Origin of the sequence: Pelagimonas sp. KU-00592-HH (assembly GCF_040369695.1) — a bacterium.
GTDB lineage: Bacteria > Pseudomonadota > Alphaproteobacteria > Rhodobacterales > Rhodobacteraceae > Shimia.
The window spans coordinates 187,780-207,307 of the sequence record NZ_BAABWM010000003.1; the positions used below are offsets into that span (position 1 = coordinate 187,780).

A 19,528-nucleotide genomic window follows, 5' to 3' on the forward strand; every position below is an offset into this window, starting at 1 on the left:
GAAATGAGGGAACGGCCCTCACATCTCAAAAGGATTGAAAAGATGGCTAAGACTCAAGACATGACCGCAATGCTGAAAGACATGATGGGCGCATTCCCGGTAGACACCGCTGCCCTGGAAGACGCATTCAAGAACACCGCCTCGCTGAACGAAAAGCTGGCTGGCGTTGCTCTGGAAGCTGCAGAAAAATCGTCGGAAATCTCGTCGAAGTGGACCAAAGACACCCTGTCGAAACTGGCAGACATGTCGAAAGCCAAAGCCGAGCCGGCCGACTATGCAAAAGCAATGACCGATTTCGCTTCGGCTCAGGCAGAAGTTGCTGCCGAGAACATGGCTGCCTTCGCTGAAGTTGCGAAAAAAGTTCAAATGGAAACCGTTGAGCTGATGATGGCTGCTGGCAAAGACGCAACCGAAGAAGCTCAGGCTGCTGTCAAAAAAGCAACCGACGAAGTTACCGCGGCTGCCAAGAAGGCAACCTCGAAGTAAGTTCTAGCGATACTACCGGCACCAATTCCTCCCTGTAGGTGTCGATCGCGAGGGCGGGCCATTGGCCCGCCCCTTTCTTTTTGTTTCCTTTTTCTTCTGCACTCGCATAAGCTTTTCTGCAGCGCGCAAAAAAGATTTCTGGGAGAGGCCCGTGGCTGACGACAAAAAACCACTTCTGATCAAACGCTATGCGAGCCGTCGGCTCTATAACACCGAGACCAGCGACTATGTTACGCTTGAAGACATCGCAGGATTCATTCGGGATGGGCGCGAGGTTCAGATCGTTGACCTCAAGACTGGCGATGACCTGACCCGCCAATACCTGTTGCAAATCATTGCCGAGCACGAGAGCCGCGGTGAGAACGTGCTGCCGGTGAGCGTATTGAACGATCTCGTGCGCAGCTATACCACCCAGGCGACCAGCGTGGTCCCGCAGTTCCTTCAGGCATCTTTCGAGATGCTGCGGGAAGGGCAGGAAAAGATGATGGAAAGCATGGGCGGCGGCATGAAGATGCCCGGCCTTGAAGCGATGCAGGCGCAGCAGGAAGCTTTCATGAAGGCCATGACAGGCGGCCTTGGCAACTGGGGCGCGGGCAGCACCACCCCGGAAGAGCCCAAGGAAGAAGAGGGCGAGGATCTCGACGATATAAAGAAGCAGCTTTCCGAGTTGCAGGATAAGCTCAACAAGCTGAGCTGATACGAAAAAGCCCCGGAGATGTCTCCGGGGCTTTTCATTTGTATCGGGCTGCCGGCTCAGGTGCCGTAGGCGGGAACCTGGCCCATGACGTCTTCTGCGGCACCGGTCAGGGCGCCGGCAATCACGTCGAGCTCTTCCTTTTTGAGGCGCGCGGGCAGGCGCACGTCGCAGGCATTCATGAGCATCTCGCGGGTTTGCGGCAGCTCCGGGGTTTCGCGCATGAACTGCCAATTCCAGAAGGCGCGGGCGTTGTCGGTGGACTGGCCAAAGACCTGCACCTTGACGCCGCGGGCGTTGGCTGCGGCCTGGAACGACAGGATCTGGTCGGTGTCCATGCCAACGAGGTTGAACTGGATCGAATCCGGCGCGCGATCTTCCGGTGCAAGCTTTTCGGGAACCTTGAGCCAGGGCGAGGCATTCAGGGCGGCGGCGACATAGTCGTGATTTGCACGGCCGTCGCGGACGCGGCGCGGCACTTCATCAAGCTGCGGGCGAATGATGGCCGCCGAGAGATTGGACAGGCGCAGGTTGTAGAGGGGCAGCTTGTTCTGCCAGCGGGCAAAGGCGGCGTCGAGATCGCCGGTGTTGTCGCCTTCGGGCGATTTGTGCTTTTGCCAGTTGTGTTCATAGGCGCCGGACATGATGACCGCGCGGGCCACCAGATCGGCATCGTCGGTGATCAGGATACCGCCTTCGCCGGCGTTCACAAGCTTGTAGGACTGGAACGAGAAACAGCCGACCCGGCCAATGGTGCCGATGTTGCGGCCATGCCATGTGGTGCCGAGAGAGTGGGCGGCGTCTTCGACAACCGGAATGCCGCGGGCGTCACAGAGCGCCATGACCGCGTCCATGTCCGAGGTGTGGCCGCGCATGTGGCTGATGATGACGGCCGAGATGCTTTGGTCGAGACGCTTTTCGAAGTCTTTGATGTCGATACGGTAGTTTTCGCCCACTTCGCAGAGGACGGGCACGCAATCGGCGTGGATCACCGAAGACGGCACGGCGGCGAAAGTGAAGCCGGGGATCAGGACGCGTGCGTCGCGCGGCAGGCCGAGGGCCTTGAGCGACAGGAACAGGGCTGCTGAACAGGACGAGACGGCGAGGGCGTATTTGGAGCCCATCATCTTAGCAAATTCCGCTTCGAGCAGCGCAACGGGGGCGTCTTTCGGAGCGGTGTAGCGGAACAGATCACCCGTTTGCAGGAGGCGCTCGATCTCGGCACGGGCCGCTTCGGGGATCGGCTCGGCGTCGTAAACATTCGGCGGCAGGGTCATGATTTTCACTTTTCTTATACTCAACTTTGGAAAACCTAAAACAATGGCGTTTTCAAATCCAGTTGTTTCCTTTGTTCGGGTGTGAATTTTCAATGACAAAAGGCCCGCGCGATGGCGGGCCTTTGCCGAAAAGTTGGGGGGGATTTAGATGCCGAGACGGTCGCGGAGGGCGAACCACGTCATCGCCAGCACAAGAAGGGGTGTTCTGAAACCGCCGCCGCCGGGGAAGGTGGGGGCGGGCACACGGGCCATCGTGTCAAAACCTTCGCTCTGGCCTGCTATGGCCATGGCGACCAGCTGGCCTGCGTGTGTCGCGGTGCCGACGCCGTGGCCCGAATACCCGGAGGCCGAGAGGATATTGGGTGCGAGGCGGGCAAAATAGGGCATACGCTTCATCGTGATGCCAAGGGTGCCGCCCCAGGCATAGTCGATTTCGATATTGGCAAGATGCGGGTAGATTTCCGTCATCGGTTTGCGGACCACGCCGGCGATGTCAGACGGGAAACGGTAGCCATAGCTTTCGCCGCCGCCGAATAGGAGGCGGTTGTCGTGGCTGAGGCGGAAGTAGTTGATCACGAACTTGGTGTCAGCCACGGCGACGTCACGGCGCAGTACGGTTTGCAGCTCATCGTCGCTCAGTGGGCGGGTGGCGGCGATGAAATTGTTGATGGGCATGACGCGGGCAGCGACATTGTTGTTGAGACTGCCGAGATAGCCGTTACATGCCAGCACGATATGATCGCAGGTCACGCGGCCCCGATCCGTCTGGACCACCGGTTTGCTGCCGTCCTGAATGTTGTGGACGTGCGTGTTTTCGAAGATGCGAACGCCTGCCTTGTCTGCGGCGCGGGCGAGGCCGATCGCATAGGCAAGGGGGTGTAGGTGTCCGGCGCCCATGTCGAGAGAGCCGCCAATGTATTTGGGCGAGGGGCAGATTTCGTGCAGTTGGTCCTTGTCGAGCGCTTCGATCTGGTCGTAGCCGTAGGTTTCGCGCAGGTGATCCACATAGGCGTGCTCGTGTTTCACCTCGGACGGGTGCAGACAGCCATGGGCAATGCCGGGTTTGAGGTGGCATTGGATGTCGTGTTTGGCGATGAGGGCCTTGGTGAGGTCTTTTGCGTTTTCGGCAAGGTCCCAGAGCTTGCGGGCGTCATCAAGGCCCATCAGCTTTTCGAGGCCGTCCTGTTCCATGCGCTGGCCGGAACCCAGCTGGCCGCCGTTGCGCCCAGACGCGCCAAAGCCGACGCGGTGGGCATCCAGAAGCACAACATCATAGCCGCGTTCGGCGAGGTGCAGGGCGGTTGAAAGGCCGGTGTAGCCCGCGCCGACGACGCAGACATCGGCCTTGGCCTCGCCGCGCAGTTCGGGGAATGGCGCGAGGTGATCGGTGGTGGCGGCGTACCAGCTTTGGGGATAGTGGCCACGCGTGTCGTTGGAATAGAGCAGATTCATGGTGTCCCTCTCATCAGGTGGGTCAGATCGGGGGATGGGACGGGCGCGTGGCGCGCCCGGTCCGATTCAGACGTTGAGAAGAAGGTGTTCGCGTTCCCAGGGGCTGATCACGCCAAGGAATTCTTCGTACTCGGAGCGTTTGACGATGGAATAGACGCGGGCGAATTCCGGTCCGAGAACATCGTGCAGGTCTTTTGCTTCGTCGAAGATGTCGAGCGCGGCCCCCAGTTCGCGGGGGATGTCTTCTTCGCCTTCGTAGGCATCGCCCTTGTACTGTGCCTCGGGGCGTTTCTTTTCCATCAGGCCAAGATAGCCACAGGCCAGAGAGGCCGCGATACCGAGGTAGGGGTTGCAGTCCATGCCGGCGAGGCGGTTCTCGATGCGACGGGCCTGCGGTGACGAAATCGGAATGCGGATGCCCGTGGTGCGGTTGTCGCGGCCCCACTCGAGGTTGATCGGAGCGGCATGGTCGCGCACGTAGCGGCGATAGCTGTTCACGTAGGGGGCCATCACGGCAATCGCGGCGGGCATGTGGTTTTGCAGACCGGCGATGAAGTGGAAGAAGGCATCCGTGTCGCCATCCTGCGGGCCGACAAAGATGTTCTGTCCGCTTTCGATGTCGATGATCGAATGGTGGATGTGCATCGCGCTGCCGGGTTCCTCGCCAATCGGCTTGGCCATGAAGGTGGCATAGCAATCGTGGCGCAGGGCGGCCTCGCGGATCAGGCGTTTGAAGTAGAATACCTGATCGGCCAGTTCGACGGGATCGCCGTGCAGCAGGTTGATTTCAAGCTGGCCAGCGCCGCCTTCCTGCGTGATGCCGTCGATTTCGAAGCCCTGTGCCTCGGCAAAGTCGTAGATGTCGTCGATCACCGGGCCGAATTCGTCAACCGCGGTCATCGAATAGGCCTGACGTGCGGCGGCAGGGCGGCCGGAGCGGCCCATCATTGGTTCGATCTTCTTGGCGGGGTCAATGTTGCGGGCCACGAGATAGAATTCCATCTCGGGGGCGATGACCGGTTCCCAGCCCTGCGCACGGTAGAGTTCCACCACGCGTTTCAGGACGTTACGGGGGCTGTAAGGGATCGGAGAGCCATCAAGATCATAGGCATCGTGGATCACCTGAAGCGTCCAGTCGCCTGTCCAAGGGGCGGCGCTTGTGGTGTTCCAGTCGGGGCGCAGAACCATGTCTTTTTCGATGAACCCATCTTCGCCGGCGGCTTCGCCCCAGCCACCGGTAATGGTCTGGAAGAAGATCGAATCCGGCAGGTGGAAGTGCGACTGGCGGGCGAATTTGGTGGCCGGAACGGCCTTGCCGCGGGCAATGCCGGGCAAATCGCCGATGATGCACTCGACCTCGTCAAGGCGTTTGCCGTTGATGTATTCCTGAGCCGCTTCGGGTGTGTTGATCAGCCATTCGGCCTGTGTGTTCTGAGTGGCCATTATGCACGCTCCCGGCGGAAGAAATCCGCCATCTGGTCGGCGAAAGTGTCGTTCGCCGTGGCTTTGTCGAGGTTGTCCAGTGCCGCATCCAAGAGATCGTCAGGCACGACGCCACGGCCTCGGGTGTTGGCGAGGCCCTCGATCATCGGGGCATCAAACTCGGGGTGGGGCTGGATGGTCAGGGCGCGGTCGCCGTACAGAAGGACCGCGTTCTCGCAGAAGTCGTTCGAGGCCAGAACGATTGCACCTTCGGGGCGTTCGACCACCTGATCCTGGTGCCAGGCGTTGAAGGACATCTCGATGCCGTTGAAATCATAGGTCTGTCGACCGATGGCCCAGCCGCCAGCAAACTTCTCGACCTTGCCGCCAAGGGCCTGGGCGATGATCTGGTGGCCGAAACACACGCCGATCAGCGGGCGGCCTTCGGTTACGATGGCGCGGATCAGGTCTTCGAGCGGCGGAATCCAGTCGTGGTCTTCATAGGCACCGTGTTTCGACCCTGTGATGAGCCAGCCGTCAGCCGCCTCGACCCCTTCGGGGAATTCATTGTCGACGACGTTGTAGACGTCGTATTCGAACCCCTGTCCATGCAGGAGGTCCTGGAACATGTCAGAATAGTCCCCGAGCACAGGTTGCAGCTCGTCCGGGGCGTGTCCGGTTTGGAGAATGCCGATTTTCATGTGTCACCGATTTTTTTGATCAAATTTAGCGTAGCTGAGCCAAGACGTTCTCGCAAGGGTGTCTTCGCCAGCCTCTCGTAAGGTCGACCTTCCGCGCGTGGCCCGGTTCGGGCCGGTGGTCACGCGGAAGGGCTCAGACTCTTTCGAGATAGAGCTTCCAGTGATCGTTGTCGGGCAGATCCGCCAGTTTGGCAAGTTCCTGTCGCTTGGTCAGGACGAGGTTCCGGATCAGCATCTGGGGCAGGCAGCGCGCGATGAAGGGATCGTTCTCAAACCGGTCGATGGCCGCGGCCCAGTCGGGGGCCAGTTGCGGCACATCGTGCTCATAGGCGTTGCCGGTGATGGGGGCGTCGGGTTTTAGGCCCTCTTCGATGCCTTCAATCGCCGCGCCCATGACGGCGGCGAACATGAGGTAAGGGTTGATGTCGCCGCCGGCTACGCGGTGTTCAATCCGGCGCGCGTCATAGGGGCCACCGGGAATGCGGATGGCGGCGGTGCGGTTTTCATAGGCCCAGCAGGCGCCGGTGGGGGCGTGGGCGCCGGGCACCAGTCGATTGTAGCTTGGGCCGTTCGGGGCAAAGATCAGGGTCGAGGCCGGCATGGCCGCGACGCAGCCCGCTACAGCGGAGAGCAGGGTTTCGGTGCCCTCGGGGCCGCCATTGTCAAAGACGTTGCTGCCGTCCTGATCGACCACCGAAAAGTGGACGTGCATCCCGTTTCCAGCGTCGTCCAGATAGGGTTTGGCCATGAAGGTTGCCGCCATTCCGTGCTTGCGCGCAATGCCGCGCACAAGAAGTTTGAACAGCAGGGCATCGTCAGCCGCGCGCAATGCGGCCTGGTGCGACAGGGTGACTTCGAACTGGCCCAGGCCGCTTTCGTTGATGATGCTTTGCACGGGCAGGCCCATGTCGATGCAGCCCTGATGCAGTTCGGTGAAGAAGGCGTCAAAAGCGTCCAGCTCGTCCAGCGACAGGACATCGAGGGCAAAGATACGGCGGCCGGAGCGGGGGTCGCGGGGCGGTTTCAGCGTCTCGCCGCTGTCGTCGACCAGCATGAATTCCATCTCGGTAGCGGCGAAAACGTTCCAGCCACGGGCTTCGTAGCGTTCCAGAACGCTGGCGAGGGCCTGACGCGGATCGCCGAGGAACGGGGTGCGATCCTCGTTCAGCATGGTCATGGGGACCAGCGCAGAGTCGTTTTCCAGCCAGGGCATCGGCACGGCACCGCGATCTGTGGCGACCAGAATGCCGTCGGCATCCCCGCTTTCGAAGACGAGGGGGGAATTCTCGATATCAGCGCCCCAGATATCGACGTTGAGTGCGGATAGCGGCATCCGCAAGGAACCGGAGCTCAGTTTGTCCGCATAGGAAGAGGGAACGCGCTTGCCGCGCATCAGGCCATTGAGATCAGCGGCGGCGATGCGAATGGTGGCAAATTGTGACAGGTCCATGTCCGTCTCCCTTGTTTGCAGAAGTTCTAGCGCAGGGAATGAAAGCTGTCATTAAAATTTGATCAAAAAATTTTCGGGCAAAGAAAAACCGCCCTGAAAGGCGGCTTTTCGATCAGCGAATGAGGTTCAGGCGGAACTTCATCTTGCCTCGTCTTTCCTGTGGCAGGTGACGGTTCAGGCGTTTGTTGATCAGGCCCATCAGCCCCACGATGATCAGGGTCAGGAGGATGAAATATCCCGCGAGGATCGGGTAGGGGATGAAGGGGTTGAACGTCTTGTCCGCAAAATAGCTCGCGTAATAAAGCGCATCGCCCTTTTGCTTGAGTGTCGGGAAGCCCGAGAAATAGACCAGCGTCGTGGCGTGGAAGAGGAAGATTGCCTCGTTTGTGTAGGCGGGCCAAGCAAGGCGCATCATCGTCGGGAAGACGATCCGGCGGAAGCGTGACCATCCGGACATGCCATAGGCGTCGGCGGCTTCGGTATCGCCCTTGGGGATCGACAGGAGGGCGCCATAGAAGATTTCGCCCGAATAGGCGGCGGTGTTGAAGAACAGCACCACGAGCGCCCCGAGCCAGGCGGCGGTGAAGGGCGCGAAGATCGGTACAGCCTGTTTCAGCGAGAGGAACAGGAAGTAGGCAAAGAAGAACTGAATAAACAGCGGCGAGCCACGGAAGACGAAGATGAACCACTCGGCCGGTTTGCGCACCAGGGTGGATTTCGCGTTCTTTCCGACCGCAAGGGCCACGGCAAGGAAGAAGCCCGCCAGGAGGGCCAGAACGCCGAAATAGATGTTCCAGATCATGCCCGAGCCAATCAGGGTGAACTGTTGGCAGAGGGTAAAGTCTTCACGGGGGAGCAGGCGTTCGCCAAAGCCGATCGAGCGGAAGGCATAGTCCTGAATGGTGATCCAACAGCTCATGCGGCGGCCTTTCTCTGGGCTTCGCCACCGCTGGTGGCCTGACCGTGTGTCAGCTTTTTCATGAGGCGATCCAGAACCACTTCGGAGACCTTGGTGAAGGTGAGATAGAAGACAAGCAGCGCGAGGAAGTACCACATGCGCCAGTCACCGTGCGGGTAGTCGGTGAACTTGGGGTTCTTGGTGCCGCCCAGTTCACGCGCCCAATAGACGATGTCCTCGATTCCAAGCAGGAAGAGAAGCGGGGTGGCCTTGATCAGAACCATCCAGAGGTTCGACAGGCCGGGCAGGGCATAGACCCACATCTGCGGGACGAGAATGCGCCAGAAGGTCTGGCGACGGGTCATGCCGTAGGCCTCGGCGGTTTCGAGCTGTGCCTGCGGTACGGCGCGCATGGCACCAAAGAGAACATTCGAAGCGAAGGCCCCGAAAACAATGGAAAATGTCAGGACGGCGAGGAAGAAGCCATAGGTCTCATGAACCCATTGCGGGGAGGACGACAGGGGCAGTTTCGCGATGTCGCAGACCACGAAATCGTTGCCCTGACGCACAGGGGCGTCCCAGTCGGGGCATTTGACCTGATGGCGCAGCCATTCGAAGGCCTGGTCGAGCGCAATGACGAAGAACAGGAAGAAGGCGATGTCGGGCACGCCGCGCACGATGGCGGTATAGCCCTTGCCCAGCCAGCGCAGAGGCGCGATGCGGGATCGTGCGGCGGTGGCGCCGGCAAATCCGAACAGAAGGGCGACTGGAGCTGTGATGGCCAGAAGGACCAGCACGGTCACGACCGAGATATAGAGGCCCATGTGCTTGCCCGTGGTCAGGTAGCACGAGAGCCAGGTTAGCCCTTCGAGTGTTGAAGGATCTGAGCAATAGGAAAACATGCCTTGGGCTGTCCTTGTTCCGTTCTGTCAGCGGCGTTTCCGGGGAAAGCCCGCTAACAAAAAGGTCCGCAGCCGGGGCCGCGGACCCGAAATCCCGAAGGGATCAGATTACCACTGGGAGGAAACTTCCCACTTGGCGATCAGGGTGTTCAGCGTGCCGTCGTCTTTCATCGACTGGATCGCCGCGTCGAACTTGGCGCGCAGGTCGCCGTCCGATTCACGGATGCCCATGCCAACGCCGCCGCCGATGGCTTCCTTGCGCTCGAGCATCACGAGGCCGTCCTGGCCAGCCATGGTGTCGAGGAAGGATTTGTCGGCGAGAACCGCGTCTGCTTCACCGTTCTTGACGGCGGCAACGGTTTCTTCCGGAGTGGCGAATTCGATCAGGGTCCAGCCCTTTTCTGCCACGAAGGCCGCCTGGATGGTGGTTGCCTGGGCGGCAACAACGGCGCCTTCCACGTCGAGACCTGCGTCAAGCGCGAGGTAGGCCGACGGATCCGGCGGGGTGTAGGCTTGGGTGAAGTCGATGACTTCGTCGCGCTCTGCGGTGATCGACATGCCTGCGATGATGGTGTCGTAGTTGCCCGACACGAGGTTCGGAATGATCGAATCCCAGTCGTTCTTGACCCATTCGCATTTCAGTTCTGCGCGCTTGCAGAGCTCGTCGCCCAGCTCGCGCTCGAAACCGTCGATTTCGCCAGCGTCGTTGACGAAGTTCCACGGTGCATATGCGCCCTCGGTGCCCATGCGGACAACGTCGGCCATCGCAAAACCGGCTGTCAGTGCCAGCGCGGCTGTGCTGAGGATCAGTTTCTTCATGTTTTCACTCCCAGTTAGGTTCTTGAATGTCAGTGGGCGGCCGTCGCGGAGAGGAATCCGCGCAGTCGCTCGGTTTTTGGGGATCCGAAAAGGGTTTCGGGATCGCCTTGTTCTTCGATCTTGCCCTGATGCAGGAAGACCACGTGGCTCGAGATGTCGGCGGCCATTTTCATGTCGTGGGTCACGATCATCATGGTGCGGCCTTCAGCGGCCAAGTCTTTGATAACCTTAATCACTTCCTGTTCGAGTTCCGGGTCGAGTGCGGAGGTGGGTTCATCGAACAGAAGTGCCTCGGGCTCCATGCAGAGGGCGCGGGCAATTGCGGCGCGCTGCTGCTGGCCACCGGACAGCTGGGCCGGATAGACATCGTGTTTGTCCGCGATGCCGACCTTTTCGAGATAGGCGTGGGCCGCTTCCTCGACCTCGGCGCGGTCACGGCCGAGCACGGTAAGCGGCGCTTCCATCACGTTTTGCAGGATGGTCATGTGGGACCAGAGGTTGAACTGCTGGAACACCATCGACAGGTTGGTGCGAATGCGCAGAACCTGTTTGGGGTCTCCGGGATGGCGGGTGTGTCCGTCGCCTTTCCATTTCACGGGCTCGCCCTTGAAGAGGATGTCGCCCTGCTGGCTGTCTTCCAGAAGGTTGGCGCAGCGCAGGATCGTGGACTTGCCGGAGCCGGACGAGCCAATCAGCGAAACAACGTCACCGCGATGCGCCGTGATGTCGACCCCCTTGATCACCTCAAGGGCGCCATAGGCTTTGTGCAGGTTGCGGATTTCGAGAACAGGCGTTGTGTCGGACAAGGGCAGCAATCACGTTTTGTTGGCGTTATCAGCATCACAATAGGGCTGAAAAAACGCTTGAATGCAACTTGCAAAACGGATGACGCGAGGGGAATTCGACCAAATCGGCGGTAAAATTGTCCAATTGGTCAGGGGAGTGGCGGCGTTGGCACCGCGAGATAGGCACTTGGCGGGATGTATTCGAGACCGTTCAGGCCGAGTATCGCGCGGTCTTCGCCCGAGAGGGCCGAAATGGCCTTGGTCACCGCAAGCCGGATTTCCGCGGGATTCTGTTTCGGACCGGTGATGTAGGGCAGGGTCGGCGTGGGGCTAGTGCGGGCCACGACATGCAGGTTCTGGGCAAAATCGTCGTACCGCCGGATCAGTTCCCAGGTCAGGGCGTCGAGCGCGGCGAAATCGGCCCGTTTCTCGGCCACGGCCATCGCCGAGAGGTAATGCGCACCGGTTTGCAGGCGCTTGGTCGGGGTGAGATCCATCTGTTGCAGGTGATTGACGGGCGCGGCCCAGCCGGATTGGGACAGGGGTTCGTTGTAGGCAAACGTGCCCTGGCAAAGTTCGGACAGGGTCGCGTGTCCGACATCCATGTGCGTGATGATCACGCTGTAGTAATGGCCAGCGGGGCAATCGGGCAGGGCATAGTTGGGGGTGCCAACCAGCTGCACCTGCCGATGCAGGCTGGTGCGATAGGGCATGCCGCAGGTCTGGGCAAAGAGCAGGTCGGGCGATTGCCAGACCTCCCAGAAGTCCATGTCGCGGGTCAGGGATTCGGGGCCATGGCCCAGTTCGTCGCGAATGGCGGCCCAGAGGCGATCGTTCGACGCCGACGTTTCCGGCCGGTCGTACATGCCCAGCATTGCGATCATGAGGAGGCCATCACGCGCTGGCGCGCAAGGGCGCTGTCACGGTCGTTGATGCCCAGAAGATTCGCCGCCAGTCGGACGAGCGCGTCTTCTTCGGCCTCGCGTACACCGTCGGCGAGGACAACTGTCCAGAGGGCTTCGATCACGCCGATGCGGTCTTCGTGGGGCACCGCGTCTTTGATTTCGCGCGTGAAGCGGACGGTATCGGGGGCTTTGGCCTCGACCTGTTCGGCCTCTTTGCGCAGGGCGGTGGCCTCAAAAGGCGATAGATCATAGCGGGTGCGCAGAACCTGGTCGATCTGGGTGGCTTCGTCATCGGTGTAAGCGCCGTCTGCGCGGGCGATGCGCACTAGAAGGGCGCTCAGGGCCAGGCGGGCATCCGAAGGTGCAAGTGAGGCGGGCGTGGACGCGGCGAGGCGTTTGAAGAAATCAGCGATCATGCCCAAGACTTAGGCGCTTGGGAAAGATCCGGCAAGCATGCGCTTGGACAAAGATTGATCGAGATCAAGTCATATAAATTCGAAAAATTATATATAAAGTAAATCGAATATTATGGAAGGATGGACACATGGTTCTGAATTGGAAAACGGGCGGGGTCCTTCTGGGCTTCGTGTTTTTCCTGGCAGTGCTGCTGGTGAAACCGATCGGTGTTTCGACGCAGTTTGTCATTCTGGATGCCATCGTTGCGGATGCGGTGAACCCCGAGCTGATCACGCAGACCGAGGATGGCGCTTATACCTCAACCAACGAATACCTTGCGAAATCAAAGGGTAAGTATGCAAAGAACGCGTCTAACCCCTTGAATTACAGCTTTGTTTTCGTGATCGCCATGATGCTGGGTGCATTCCTTTCGGCGATGGCGCGGGGCGGGATTTCGAAGGAAGAACGCAAGCTGCCGGCAATCTGGTACGCCAACTATGGCGATACCCCGATGAAACGATATGCGGTCGCGTTCCTGGGCGGTTTCATCGTGCTGTATGGCGCGCGTCTTGCGGGGGGATGCACCTCCGGGCACATGATGTCGGGGATGATGCAGACCTCTTTGTCGGGGTATGTTTTCGCCGCTGGTGCCTTTGCCGCCGCGGTTCCCGTCGCGATGATGATGTACAGAAAGGAGGCCTGATCGATGAATATTGTTCTCGCACTTGTGATCGGTGCCGCCTTTGGCGCGGTGCTTGACCGGATCGGCGCAACCAATCCGAACTGGATTATTCGCATGTTGTCGCTGCGCAACCTGCACCTGATGAAAACCATTCTGCTGGCCATCGGGACCGGATCGATCCTGATGTTCGGGGGCCAGATGCTTGGGCTGGTCGATGTCATGCACATGTCGGTGAAAACCGCATATGTCGGCGTGTTCATCGGTGGTCTGATGCTGGGCGCCGGATGGGCAGCTTCGGGCTATTGCCCCGGCACGGGTGTCTGTGCCGCCGCTTCGGGCCGCAAGGATGGTCTGTTCTTCATCGCTGGCGGCCTGCTGGGCGCGGCGGCTTACATGGTGACCTATCCGACGTGGAAGGCCTCGGGTCTGTTGGACAAGATTGCCGGCGGCAAGGTCACCCTCGGGTCAGTGCCGGGGGCCAAGTATGACGGCCTGATGGCGGTGTCTGGTGACCTGCTGGGAATCGTCTTGGGGGGCGTCTTTGTTCTGGTGGCCTTCGTGTTGCCCGAACGCCTTGTTGGAGACGGACCGGCGCCGGTGGCCGCCGAATAACAAACACGCGAAAGCGAGGGGAGAGCAGCCGGCCTTGACGCAGGGGCCGGCTGTTTCTGTTCGGGTTCGCCTTGTCTTTGGGCGGGCGGGTGCCCATCATATCCGTTGAAGATGGATTGAGACGGGGCCGTGTTTGCGCCCCCGTCGACTGGGGGCGGAATGAGCAATGAACTAAATGGCGCACCGGAACTTGCGCTGGAGTGGCATCGCGCCGGTCGCGGGGCCGTTCTGGCAACGGTTGTCGAGACCTGGGGGTCTGCCCCGCGCCGTGTTGGCGCGCAGATGGTGGTGTCCGGCGATGGCCAGATCGAAGGGTCGGTTTCGGGCGGATGCGTCGAAGGGGCCGTGATGGTCGAGGCGCTTGAGGCGCTGGAAGACGGGCGCGGCAGGTTGCTTGAGTTCGGGGTCAGTGACGGCGATGCCTTTGCCGTGGGGCTGGCCTGTGGCGGGACGATCCGCGTTCTGGTGGAACCCGTGGGCGCGGTCCTGAACGAGAAGGTTCTGGCAGACCTTGTGCTCGCCCGTTCCGAGCGACGCGCCGTTGCCTATGTCTGTGATCCCGAAACGGGTGGTGGTGCGCTGGTGTCCGACGGTTTTGTCGAGAGGTTTCGGATGGACCGCTCCGGCGTGGAGGATGACGGGCTGTTCGTGGCCATTCACAACCCGCCTTTGCGGGTGGTGATCGTCGGGGCGGTGCATATTGCGCAGGCGCTTGTGCCGGTGGCGCGGATTGCGGGCTATGATCCCATCATCGTTGATCCGCGCAGCGCCTTTGGATCAGAGGCACGGTTTCCGGGAGAGACCATTCTGGATGACTGGCCGGACGAAGCCCTTGAAGCGGTCGGGCTGGACGGGCGCACCGCGCTTGTTTTGCTGACCCATGATCCCAAGCTGGATGATCCGGCACTGCATGTCGCGTTGCGGTCCGAGGTCTTTTATATCGGGGCGCTGGGGTCAAAGCGGACCCATGCGAAACGGGTCGAGAGATTGCAGGCGGACGGGTTCTCGGATGCGGAGATCGCGCGCATTCACGGACCGGTTGGTCTTGATATCGGGGCGGCAAGTCCGCCGGAGATCGCGCTTTCGGTCATGGCAGAGATGACCGAAGTCCTGAGGAAGGGCGCATGAAGTTCGGCGCGGTCCCCTTGAGCGAGGCAGAAGGTGCGATCCTGGCGCATTCGGTTCAGGCCGGTGCGAAGAAGTTGCGCAAGGGGATGTGGCTTGGCGCTGATGATGTTGAGACGTTGCGCGCAGCCGGGTTTGAGGAGGTCATTGTCGCGCGTTTGGATGCGGGCGACTTGCACGAAGATGCGGCGGCCGATGCCATCGCCTCGGCGGTGGTGCCTGATCCGGCGGCTGCTTCACTCGATGTGACGCGGGCCTTTACCGGGCGGGTCAATATCACGGCGGCCTGCCCGGGTGTTGTCGAGTTGGATGTTGCGGCGCTGGAGGCGGTGAATGCTATCAACCCGATGATCACCCTTGCGACCGTGCCCCTCTGGCAGCAGATGGGCACCGGCAACATGGTCGGCACGGTGAAGATCATTTCCTATGCGGTGCCTGAGACCGAAGTGCGTGCGGCCTGTGACTTGGCCCGAGGGGCCTTGCGCCTGCGACCCGTGGTCTATGAGACCGCCACGCTGGTGATTTCCGAGATTGATGGGGGTGCCGGGCGCAAAGGTGAAGAGGCCATTCGCGGGCGCGTCGAAGCCCTTGGCATGACTCTCGACGAGGTTCTGATCGTGCCGCATCGCACGGCGGAAATTGCCGCCGCGATCAATGCGGCACAGGGCGATATGGTGCTGGTTCTGACCGGATCAGCGACATCCGATCCCTTTGACGTGGCCCCCGAGGCCCTGAGGCGGGCCGGAGGAACGGTTGAGCGCTTTGGAATGCCGGTCGATCCCGGCAACCTGTTGTTTCTTGGCGATCTTGGCGGAACACCCGTGATCGGGCTTCCGGGCTGTGCGCGATCGCCTGCCTTGAACGGCGCCGACTGGGTTCTGAGCCGTGTTGCCTGTGGTCTCAAAGTAAGTGCGCAGGATATTGCGTCGATGGCGGTTGGCGGGCTTTTGAAGGAAATTCCGACCCGTCCGATGCCGCGTGAACGACGTCGTCCACGCGGGTGAACGTTGCGGAACTTTGCCGGATTGGATAGGAAATCTGACCGGATGGAAAGAAATCGGGTTCTCAGAATGGAGAACACGTGTTTAAGTTCTACATATAGCAACTAATAAAAATGCAACTTTGGGAGGAGCCAATGTCACAGGTCACTATGACTGTGAATGGCAAGACTGCGTCCGGCGATGTCGAAGGGCGCACTTTGCTTAGCCAATTCTTGAGAGAGAACCTGAACCTGACGGGGACGCATGTCGGCTGTGATACCAGCCAATGCGGGGCCTGCGTGGTTCATGTCGACGGCAAGGCCGTCAAGTCCTGCACGATGCTGGCCGCGGAGGCGGATGGTGCCGTCGTGGACACGATCGAAGGACAGGCCAACGCGGATGGATCGCTGAACACCATCCAGCAGGCATTTCAGGACCATCACGGCCTGCAATGCGGCTTTTGCACCCCCGGCATGGTGATGTCGGCTGCGGCGCTCCTGAAAGAGAACCCGAAACCCACAGAGGCGGAAATCCGTGATTACCTTGAGGGCAACCTGTGCCGCTGTACCGGGTACCACAATATCGTCAAGGCGATCATGGCGGCGTCCGGTCAAGACGTGGGGGCCATCGCGGCTGAGTGACCCTTTGCACCGCGCCAGAGGAGGGCGCGCAAAGGGAGCATTTTCAGGAGATTGAGGATCACGAGGGCGAGGAGGCCCGGCTTGATCCGACAGATGGGAGGAATTCATGCCAAAAGATCATGGCATTGGCGCCAGCCCGAAACGGCGCGAAGACGTCCGGTTTCTGACCGGGAATGGAAACTATACCGATGACATCAACGTACACGGACAGGCCTATGTCCATTTCCTGCGGTCCGATGTTGCTCATGGGAAAATCAATGGGATCAACACCGAAGTTGCTGCGGCGATGCCCGGCGTGGTGCGTATCTTTACAGGTGCGGACTTTGAAGGTGTGGGCGGGTTGCCCTGCGGCTGGCAGGTGACGGACCGGTTTGGTGAACCGATGCAGGAACCGGCGCACCCGGTGCTCGCGCAAGGCAAGGTGCGCCATGTGGGCGACCCGATCGCGGCGGTGATTGCCGAGAGCCTTGAAGAGGCCCGCGACGCCGCGGAGGCCATCGAACTGGACATCGAAGAGCTTCCGGCGGTTGTGGACATGAAAGCCGCTCTTGAGGATGGCTCTACCAAGGTTCACGACGATCTGACATCGAACCTTTGCTATGACTGGGGATTTGTCGAAGAGAACAAGGATGCCGTCGCGCAGGCGTTTAGCGAAGCAGCGCATGTCACGACGCTCGAGCTGACGAACCAGCGCCTTGTTGCGAACCCGATGGAGCCGCGCGTGGCTATTGGCGACTATAGTCGCGCGACCGACGAGCATACGCTTTACACCACCTCGCAGAACCCGCATGTGATCCGGCTTCTGATGGGGGCCTTTGTGCTGGGTATCCCGGAACACAAGTTGCGCGTTGTCGCGCCGGATGTGGGCGGGGGTTTTGGCACCAAGATCTTCCACTATGCCGAAGAGGCGTTTTGTACCTTTGCGGCAAAGGCGGTGAATCGTCCTGTGAAGTGGACGGCGTCGCGCTCGGAAGCGTTCATGTCGGATGCCCACGGGCGCGATCACGTGACCACGATTGAACTGGCGCTGGATGCGGACAACAACTTTACCGCGCTGCGCACCGAGACCCACGCCAACATGGGGGCGTATCTGTCGACATTTGCGCCTTCGGTTCCGACGTGGCTGCATGGCACGCTGATGGCGGGCAACTACAAGACGCCGCTCATCTATGTGAACGTGAAGGCGGTGTTCACCAACACGGTTCCGGTGGATGCCTATCGTGGCGCAGGACGCCCGGAGGCGACGTTCCAGCTGGAGCGGGTGATCGACAAGGCCGCGCGTGAGCTGGGCGTCGATCCGATTGCCCTGCGGCGGCAGAACTTTATCACCGAATTCCCCTATGCCACGCCCGTGGCGGTGGAATACGACACCGGTGACTACAACGGCACCATGGACAAGCTGGAAGAGATTGCCGATCTGAGCGGTTTTGCGGCACGGCGTGCTGAAAGCGAAGCCAGGGGCAAGATGCGCGGGCTTGGTGTGAACTGCTACATCGAGGCCTGCGGTATTGCGCCGTCGAACCTTGTTGGGCAACTGGGCGCGCGGGCTGGTCTTTACGACGCCGCGACGGTGCGTGTGAACGCGACCGGGTCGATCAGTGTCATGGTTGGTGCTCATAGCCACGGGCAGGGGCACGAGACATCGTTCCCGCAGGTCGTGGCGGATATGCTTGGCATCGATGAAGGCATGGTCGACATCGTGCATGGTGACAGTTCGAAAATCCCGTTCGGCATGGGCACCTATGGATCACGGTCGATTGCGGTGTGTGGCTCGGCCATGGTGCGGGCAACCGAGAAGATCATTGCCAAGGCCAAGAAGATCGCTGCGCACCTGATGGAAGCCTCGGACGCCGACATCGAGCTGAAGGATGGGCAGTTCACGGTTGCCGGTACGGACAAGTCCGTGGCCTGGGGAGACGTGACCCTTGCAGCCTATGTGCCGCACAACTATCCGCTTGAGGATATTGAGCCGGGGCTAGAGGAAACGGCCTTTTACGATCCGGCGAACTTTACCTATCCGGCGGGGGCTTATGCCTGCGAGGTGGAAGTTGATCCCGACACCGGCAAGGTGACCATCGAACGCTTTGCCGCGGCTGATGACTTTGGCAATATCATCAACCCGATGATCGTGGATGGCCAGGTGCATGGCGGTATCGGGCAGGGGATTGGCCAGGCGCTTCTCGAGAGTTGCGTCTATGACGAGAACGGCCAGCTGTTGTCGGCGTCCTACATGGACTATGCGATGCCGCGTGCCGATGACGTGCCGTTCTATGCGGTGGACCATTCCAGCCAGACGCCCTGTACGCATAACCCGCTGGGCGTAAAGGGCTGTGGCGAGGCCGGTGCGATCGGCTCTCCGCCGGCGGTGATCAATGCCGTGGTGGATGCGCTGCAATCGGGTGGCCATGATGTGACCCATATCGACATGCCGGCCTCGCCGTCGCGTGTCTGGGCCGCGATGAACAAGTAAGGAGGACAGACCATGTATAACTTTGACTTTGAGAAGCCCTCCACGATTGCGGATGCAGTCGCGGCGCTTGCCGACGAGGACGCGCAGGCGCTGGGCGGGGGGCAGACGCTTATCCCGACCATGAAGCAGCGGCTGGCAAGCCCCAGCAAGCTGGTGAGCCTGAAGGGGATCGCGGAAATGCAGGGTATCTGCATGTCGGATGCCGGTGAGGTCTGCATCGGTGGCGCAACCTGCCATGCCGATGTCGCGGAAGGTGCCGGAAGCTATCCGGCTCTTGCGGCCCTGGCCGAAGGCATTGGTGATCCGGCGGTGCGCAACCGTGGCACCATTGGCGGGTCGCTGGCCAACAACGACCCGTCCGCCTGTTATCCGGCAGCGGCGCTGGGCTCGGGGGCGACCATCGTCACCAACGCGCGCGAGATCGCGGCGGATGACTATTTCCAGGGCATGTTCACCACGGCGCTGGAGGAAGGCGAGATCATCACCGAGGTGACGTTCCCGGTTCCCGAAGCTGCGAGCTACCAGAAGTTCGAACAGCCGGCCTCGCGGTTTGCGCTTGTTGGCGTGTTCGTCTCGAAAGGGGCGGGCGGTGTGCGCGTGGCCGTGACAGGCGCGTCCGAAGAGGGCGTGTTCCGCTGGAGCGAAGCGGAAGCGGCGCTGTCGGGGAATTTCTCGGCAGATGCGCTTGATGGCATGGCACCGGCAGCAGATGGCATGATTTCGGACCTGCATGGCAGTTCCGCCTATCGCGCGCATCTTGTGGGCGTGATGGCCCGTCGGGCCGTGGCCGCCTGCGGCTAGGGGATTGCCTGATCAACACCAATCAAGGCC

The 19,528-nt window shown here is 60.7% G+C and carries 20 protein-coding genes; 9 read left to right on the plus strand and 11 right to left on the minus strand.

Annotation, left to right across the window (positions count from 1 at the left end; translation table 11 throughout):
- The first annotated feature begins 42 nt into the window (after nucleotides 1–42).
- Together ABWV42_RS13295 and phaR are read left to right on the plus strand one after the other, a co-directional pair.
- Nucleotides 43–486 (plus strand): phasin, PhaP, encoded by a 444-nt coding sequence (locus tag ABWV42_RS13295; RefSeq protein WP_255106831.1) that lies wholly within the window; start codon nucleotides 43–45, stop codon nucleotides 484–486.
- A gap of 151 nt (nucleotides 487–637) precedes the next feature.
- Nucleotides 638–1,183, plus strand: coding sequence for a polyhydroxyalkanoate synthesis repressor PhaR (gene phaR / locus ABWV42_RS13300; protein WP_255106005.1), 546 nt, complete (start codon nucleotides 638–640; stop codon nucleotides 1,181–1,183).
- A 56-nt stretch (nucleotides 1,184–1,239) separates the two neighbouring features.
- Here the strand turns inward: phaR and ABWV42_RS13305 are convergent, their stop codons facing one another.
- The 11 genes from ABWV42_RS13305 to ABWV42_RS13355 form a co-directional block, all read right to left on the minus strand.
- On the minus strand, nucleotides 1,240–2,457 hold the full coding sequence (locus tag ABWV42_RS13305) for a DegT/DnrJ/EryC1/StrS family aminotransferase (protein ID WP_353340939.1): 1,218 nt from the start codon (nucleotides 2,455–2,457) through the stop codon (nucleotides 1,240–1,242).
- Nucleotides 2,458–2,601: 144 nt separating this feature from the next.
- Nucleotides 2,602–3,909, minus strand: coding sequence for an NAD(P)/FAD-dependent oxidoreductase (locus ABWV42_RS13310; RefSeq protein WP_353340570.1), 1,308 nt, complete (start codon nucleotides 3,907–3,909; stop codon nucleotides 2,602–2,604).
- A gap of 66 nt (nucleotides 3,910–3,975) precedes the next feature.
- Nucleotides 3,976–5,352, minus strand: a complete 1,377-nt coding sequence (locus ABWV42_RS13315) for a glutamine synthetase family protein (RefSeq protein WP_353340571.1) — start codon at nucleotides 5,350–5,352, stop codon at nucleotides 3,976–3,978.
- Entirely contained in the window at nucleotides 5,352–6,032 is a 681-nt protein-coding gene (locus ABWV42_RS13320) for a type 1 glutamine amidotransferase (protein WP_255106014.1), read from the minus strand. Before ABWV42_RS13320 ends, ABWV42_RS13315 begins: the two co-directional genes overlap by 1 nt.
- A gap of 133 nt (nucleotides 6,033–6,165) precedes the next feature.
- Entirely contained in the window at nucleotides 6,166–7,482 is a 1,317-nt protein-coding gene (locus ABWV42_RS13325; RefSeq protein WP_353340572.1) for a glutamine synthetase family protein, read from the minus strand.
- Nucleotides 7,483–7,594: 112 nt separating this feature from the next.
- Nucleotides 7,595–8,401: an ABC transporter permease gene (locus ABWV42_RS13330; RefSeq protein WP_353340573.1), complete on the minus strand. Its 807-nt coding sequence runs from the start codon at nucleotides 8,399–8,401 to the stop codon at nucleotides 7,595–7,597.
- Nucleotides 8,398–9,282 (minus strand): ABC transporter permease, encoded by an 885-nt coding sequence (locus ABWV42_RS13335; RefSeq protein ID WP_255106022.1) that lies wholly within the window; start codon nucleotides 9,280–9,282, stop codon nucleotides 8,398–8,400. The genes ABWV42_RS13330 and ABWV42_RS13335 overlap by 4 nt, the downstream gene beginning before the upstream one ends.
- A gap of 108 nt (nucleotides 9,283–9,390) precedes the next feature.
- Nucleotides 9,391–10,101, minus strand: a complete 711-nt coding sequence (locus tag ABWV42_RS13340; RefSeq protein ID WP_255106024.1) for a transporter substrate-binding domain-containing protein — start codon at nucleotides 10,099–10,101, stop codon at nucleotides 9,391–9,393.
- A gap of 29 nt (nucleotides 10,102–10,130) precedes the next feature.
- On the minus strand, nucleotides 10,131–10,907 hold the full coding sequence (locus ABWV42_RS13345) for an ABC transporter ATP-binding protein (protein ID WP_255106027.1): 777 nt from the start codon (nucleotides 10,905–10,907) through the stop codon (nucleotides 10,131–10,133).
- 128 nt (nucleotides 10,908–11,035) lie between these two features.
- Nucleotides 11,036–11,770, minus strand: a complete 735-nt coding sequence (locus ABWV42_RS13350; RefSeq protein ID WP_353340574.1) for a phosphate/phosphite/phosphonate ABC transporter substrate-binding protein — start codon at nucleotides 11,768–11,770, stop codon at nucleotides 11,036–11,038.
- Complete coding sequence (locus ABWV42_RS13355; protein WP_353340575.1) at nucleotides 11,767–12,207, minus strand: tellurite resistance TerB family protein; 441 nt, start codon at nucleotides 12,205–12,207, stop codon at nucleotides 11,767–11,769. Before ABWV42_RS13355 ends, ABWV42_RS13350 begins: the two co-directional genes overlap by 4 nt.
- Before the next feature lie 128 nt (nucleotides 12,208–12,335).
- Between ABWV42_RS13355 and ABWV42_RS13360 the strand changes: the two genes are divergently transcribed.
- The 7 genes from ABWV42_RS13360 to ABWV42_RS13390 all read left to right on the plus strand — a co-directional run bounded on the left by ABWV42_RS13360 (nucleotide 12,336) and on the right by ABWV42_RS13390 (nucleotide 19,498).
- Nucleotides 12,336–12,890 (plus strand): YeeE/YedE thiosulfate transporter family protein, encoded by a 555-nt coding sequence (locus tag ABWV42_RS13360; RefSeq protein ID WP_353340576.1) that lies wholly within the window; start codon nucleotides 12,336–12,338, stop codon nucleotides 12,888–12,890.
- 3 nt (nucleotides 12,891–12,893) lie between these two features.
- Nucleotides 12,894–13,481 (plus strand): DUF6691 family protein, encoded by a 588-nt coding sequence (locus ABWV42_RS13365; protein WP_353340577.1) that lies wholly within the window; start codon nucleotides 12,894–12,896, stop codon nucleotides 13,479–13,481.
- A 159-nt stretch (nucleotides 13,482–13,640) separates the two neighbouring features.
- Complete coding sequence (locus tag ABWV42_RS13370; RefSeq protein WP_353340578.1) at nucleotides 13,641–14,609, plus strand: XdhC family protein; 969 nt, start codon at nucleotides 13,641–13,643, stop codon at nucleotides 14,607–14,609.
- The gene (locus ABWV42_RS13375) at nucleotides 14,606–15,610 is read left to right on the plus strand and encodes a molybdopterin-binding protein (protein ID WP_353340579.1); all 1,005 of its coding nucleotides are present in this window, start codon (nucleotides 14,606–14,608) and stop codon (nucleotides 15,608–15,610) included. Before ABWV42_RS13370 ends, ABWV42_RS13375 begins: the two co-directional genes overlap by 4 nt.
- A gap of 131 nt (nucleotides 15,611–15,741) precedes the next feature.
- Nucleotides 15,742–16,227: a (2Fe-2S)-binding protein gene (locus ABWV42_RS13380; RefSeq protein ID WP_255106043.1), complete on the plus strand. Its 486-nt coding sequence runs from the start codon at nucleotides 15,742–15,744 to the stop codon at nucleotides 16,225–16,227.
- Between the two features lie 106 nt (nucleotides 16,228–16,333).
- Nucleotides 16,334–18,697: a xanthine dehydrogenase family protein molybdopterin-binding subunit gene (locus tag ABWV42_RS13385; protein ID WP_353340581.1), complete on the plus strand. Its 2,364-nt coding sequence runs from the start codon at nucleotides 16,334–16,336 to the stop codon at nucleotides 18,695–18,697.
- A gap of 12 nt (nucleotides 18,698–18,709) precedes the next feature.
- Entirely contained in the window at nucleotides 18,710–19,498 is a 789-nt protein-coding gene (locus tag ABWV42_RS13390) for an FAD binding domain-containing protein (protein ID WP_353340582.1), read from the plus strand.
- Nucleotides 19,499–19,528: the final 30 nt, after the last annotated feature.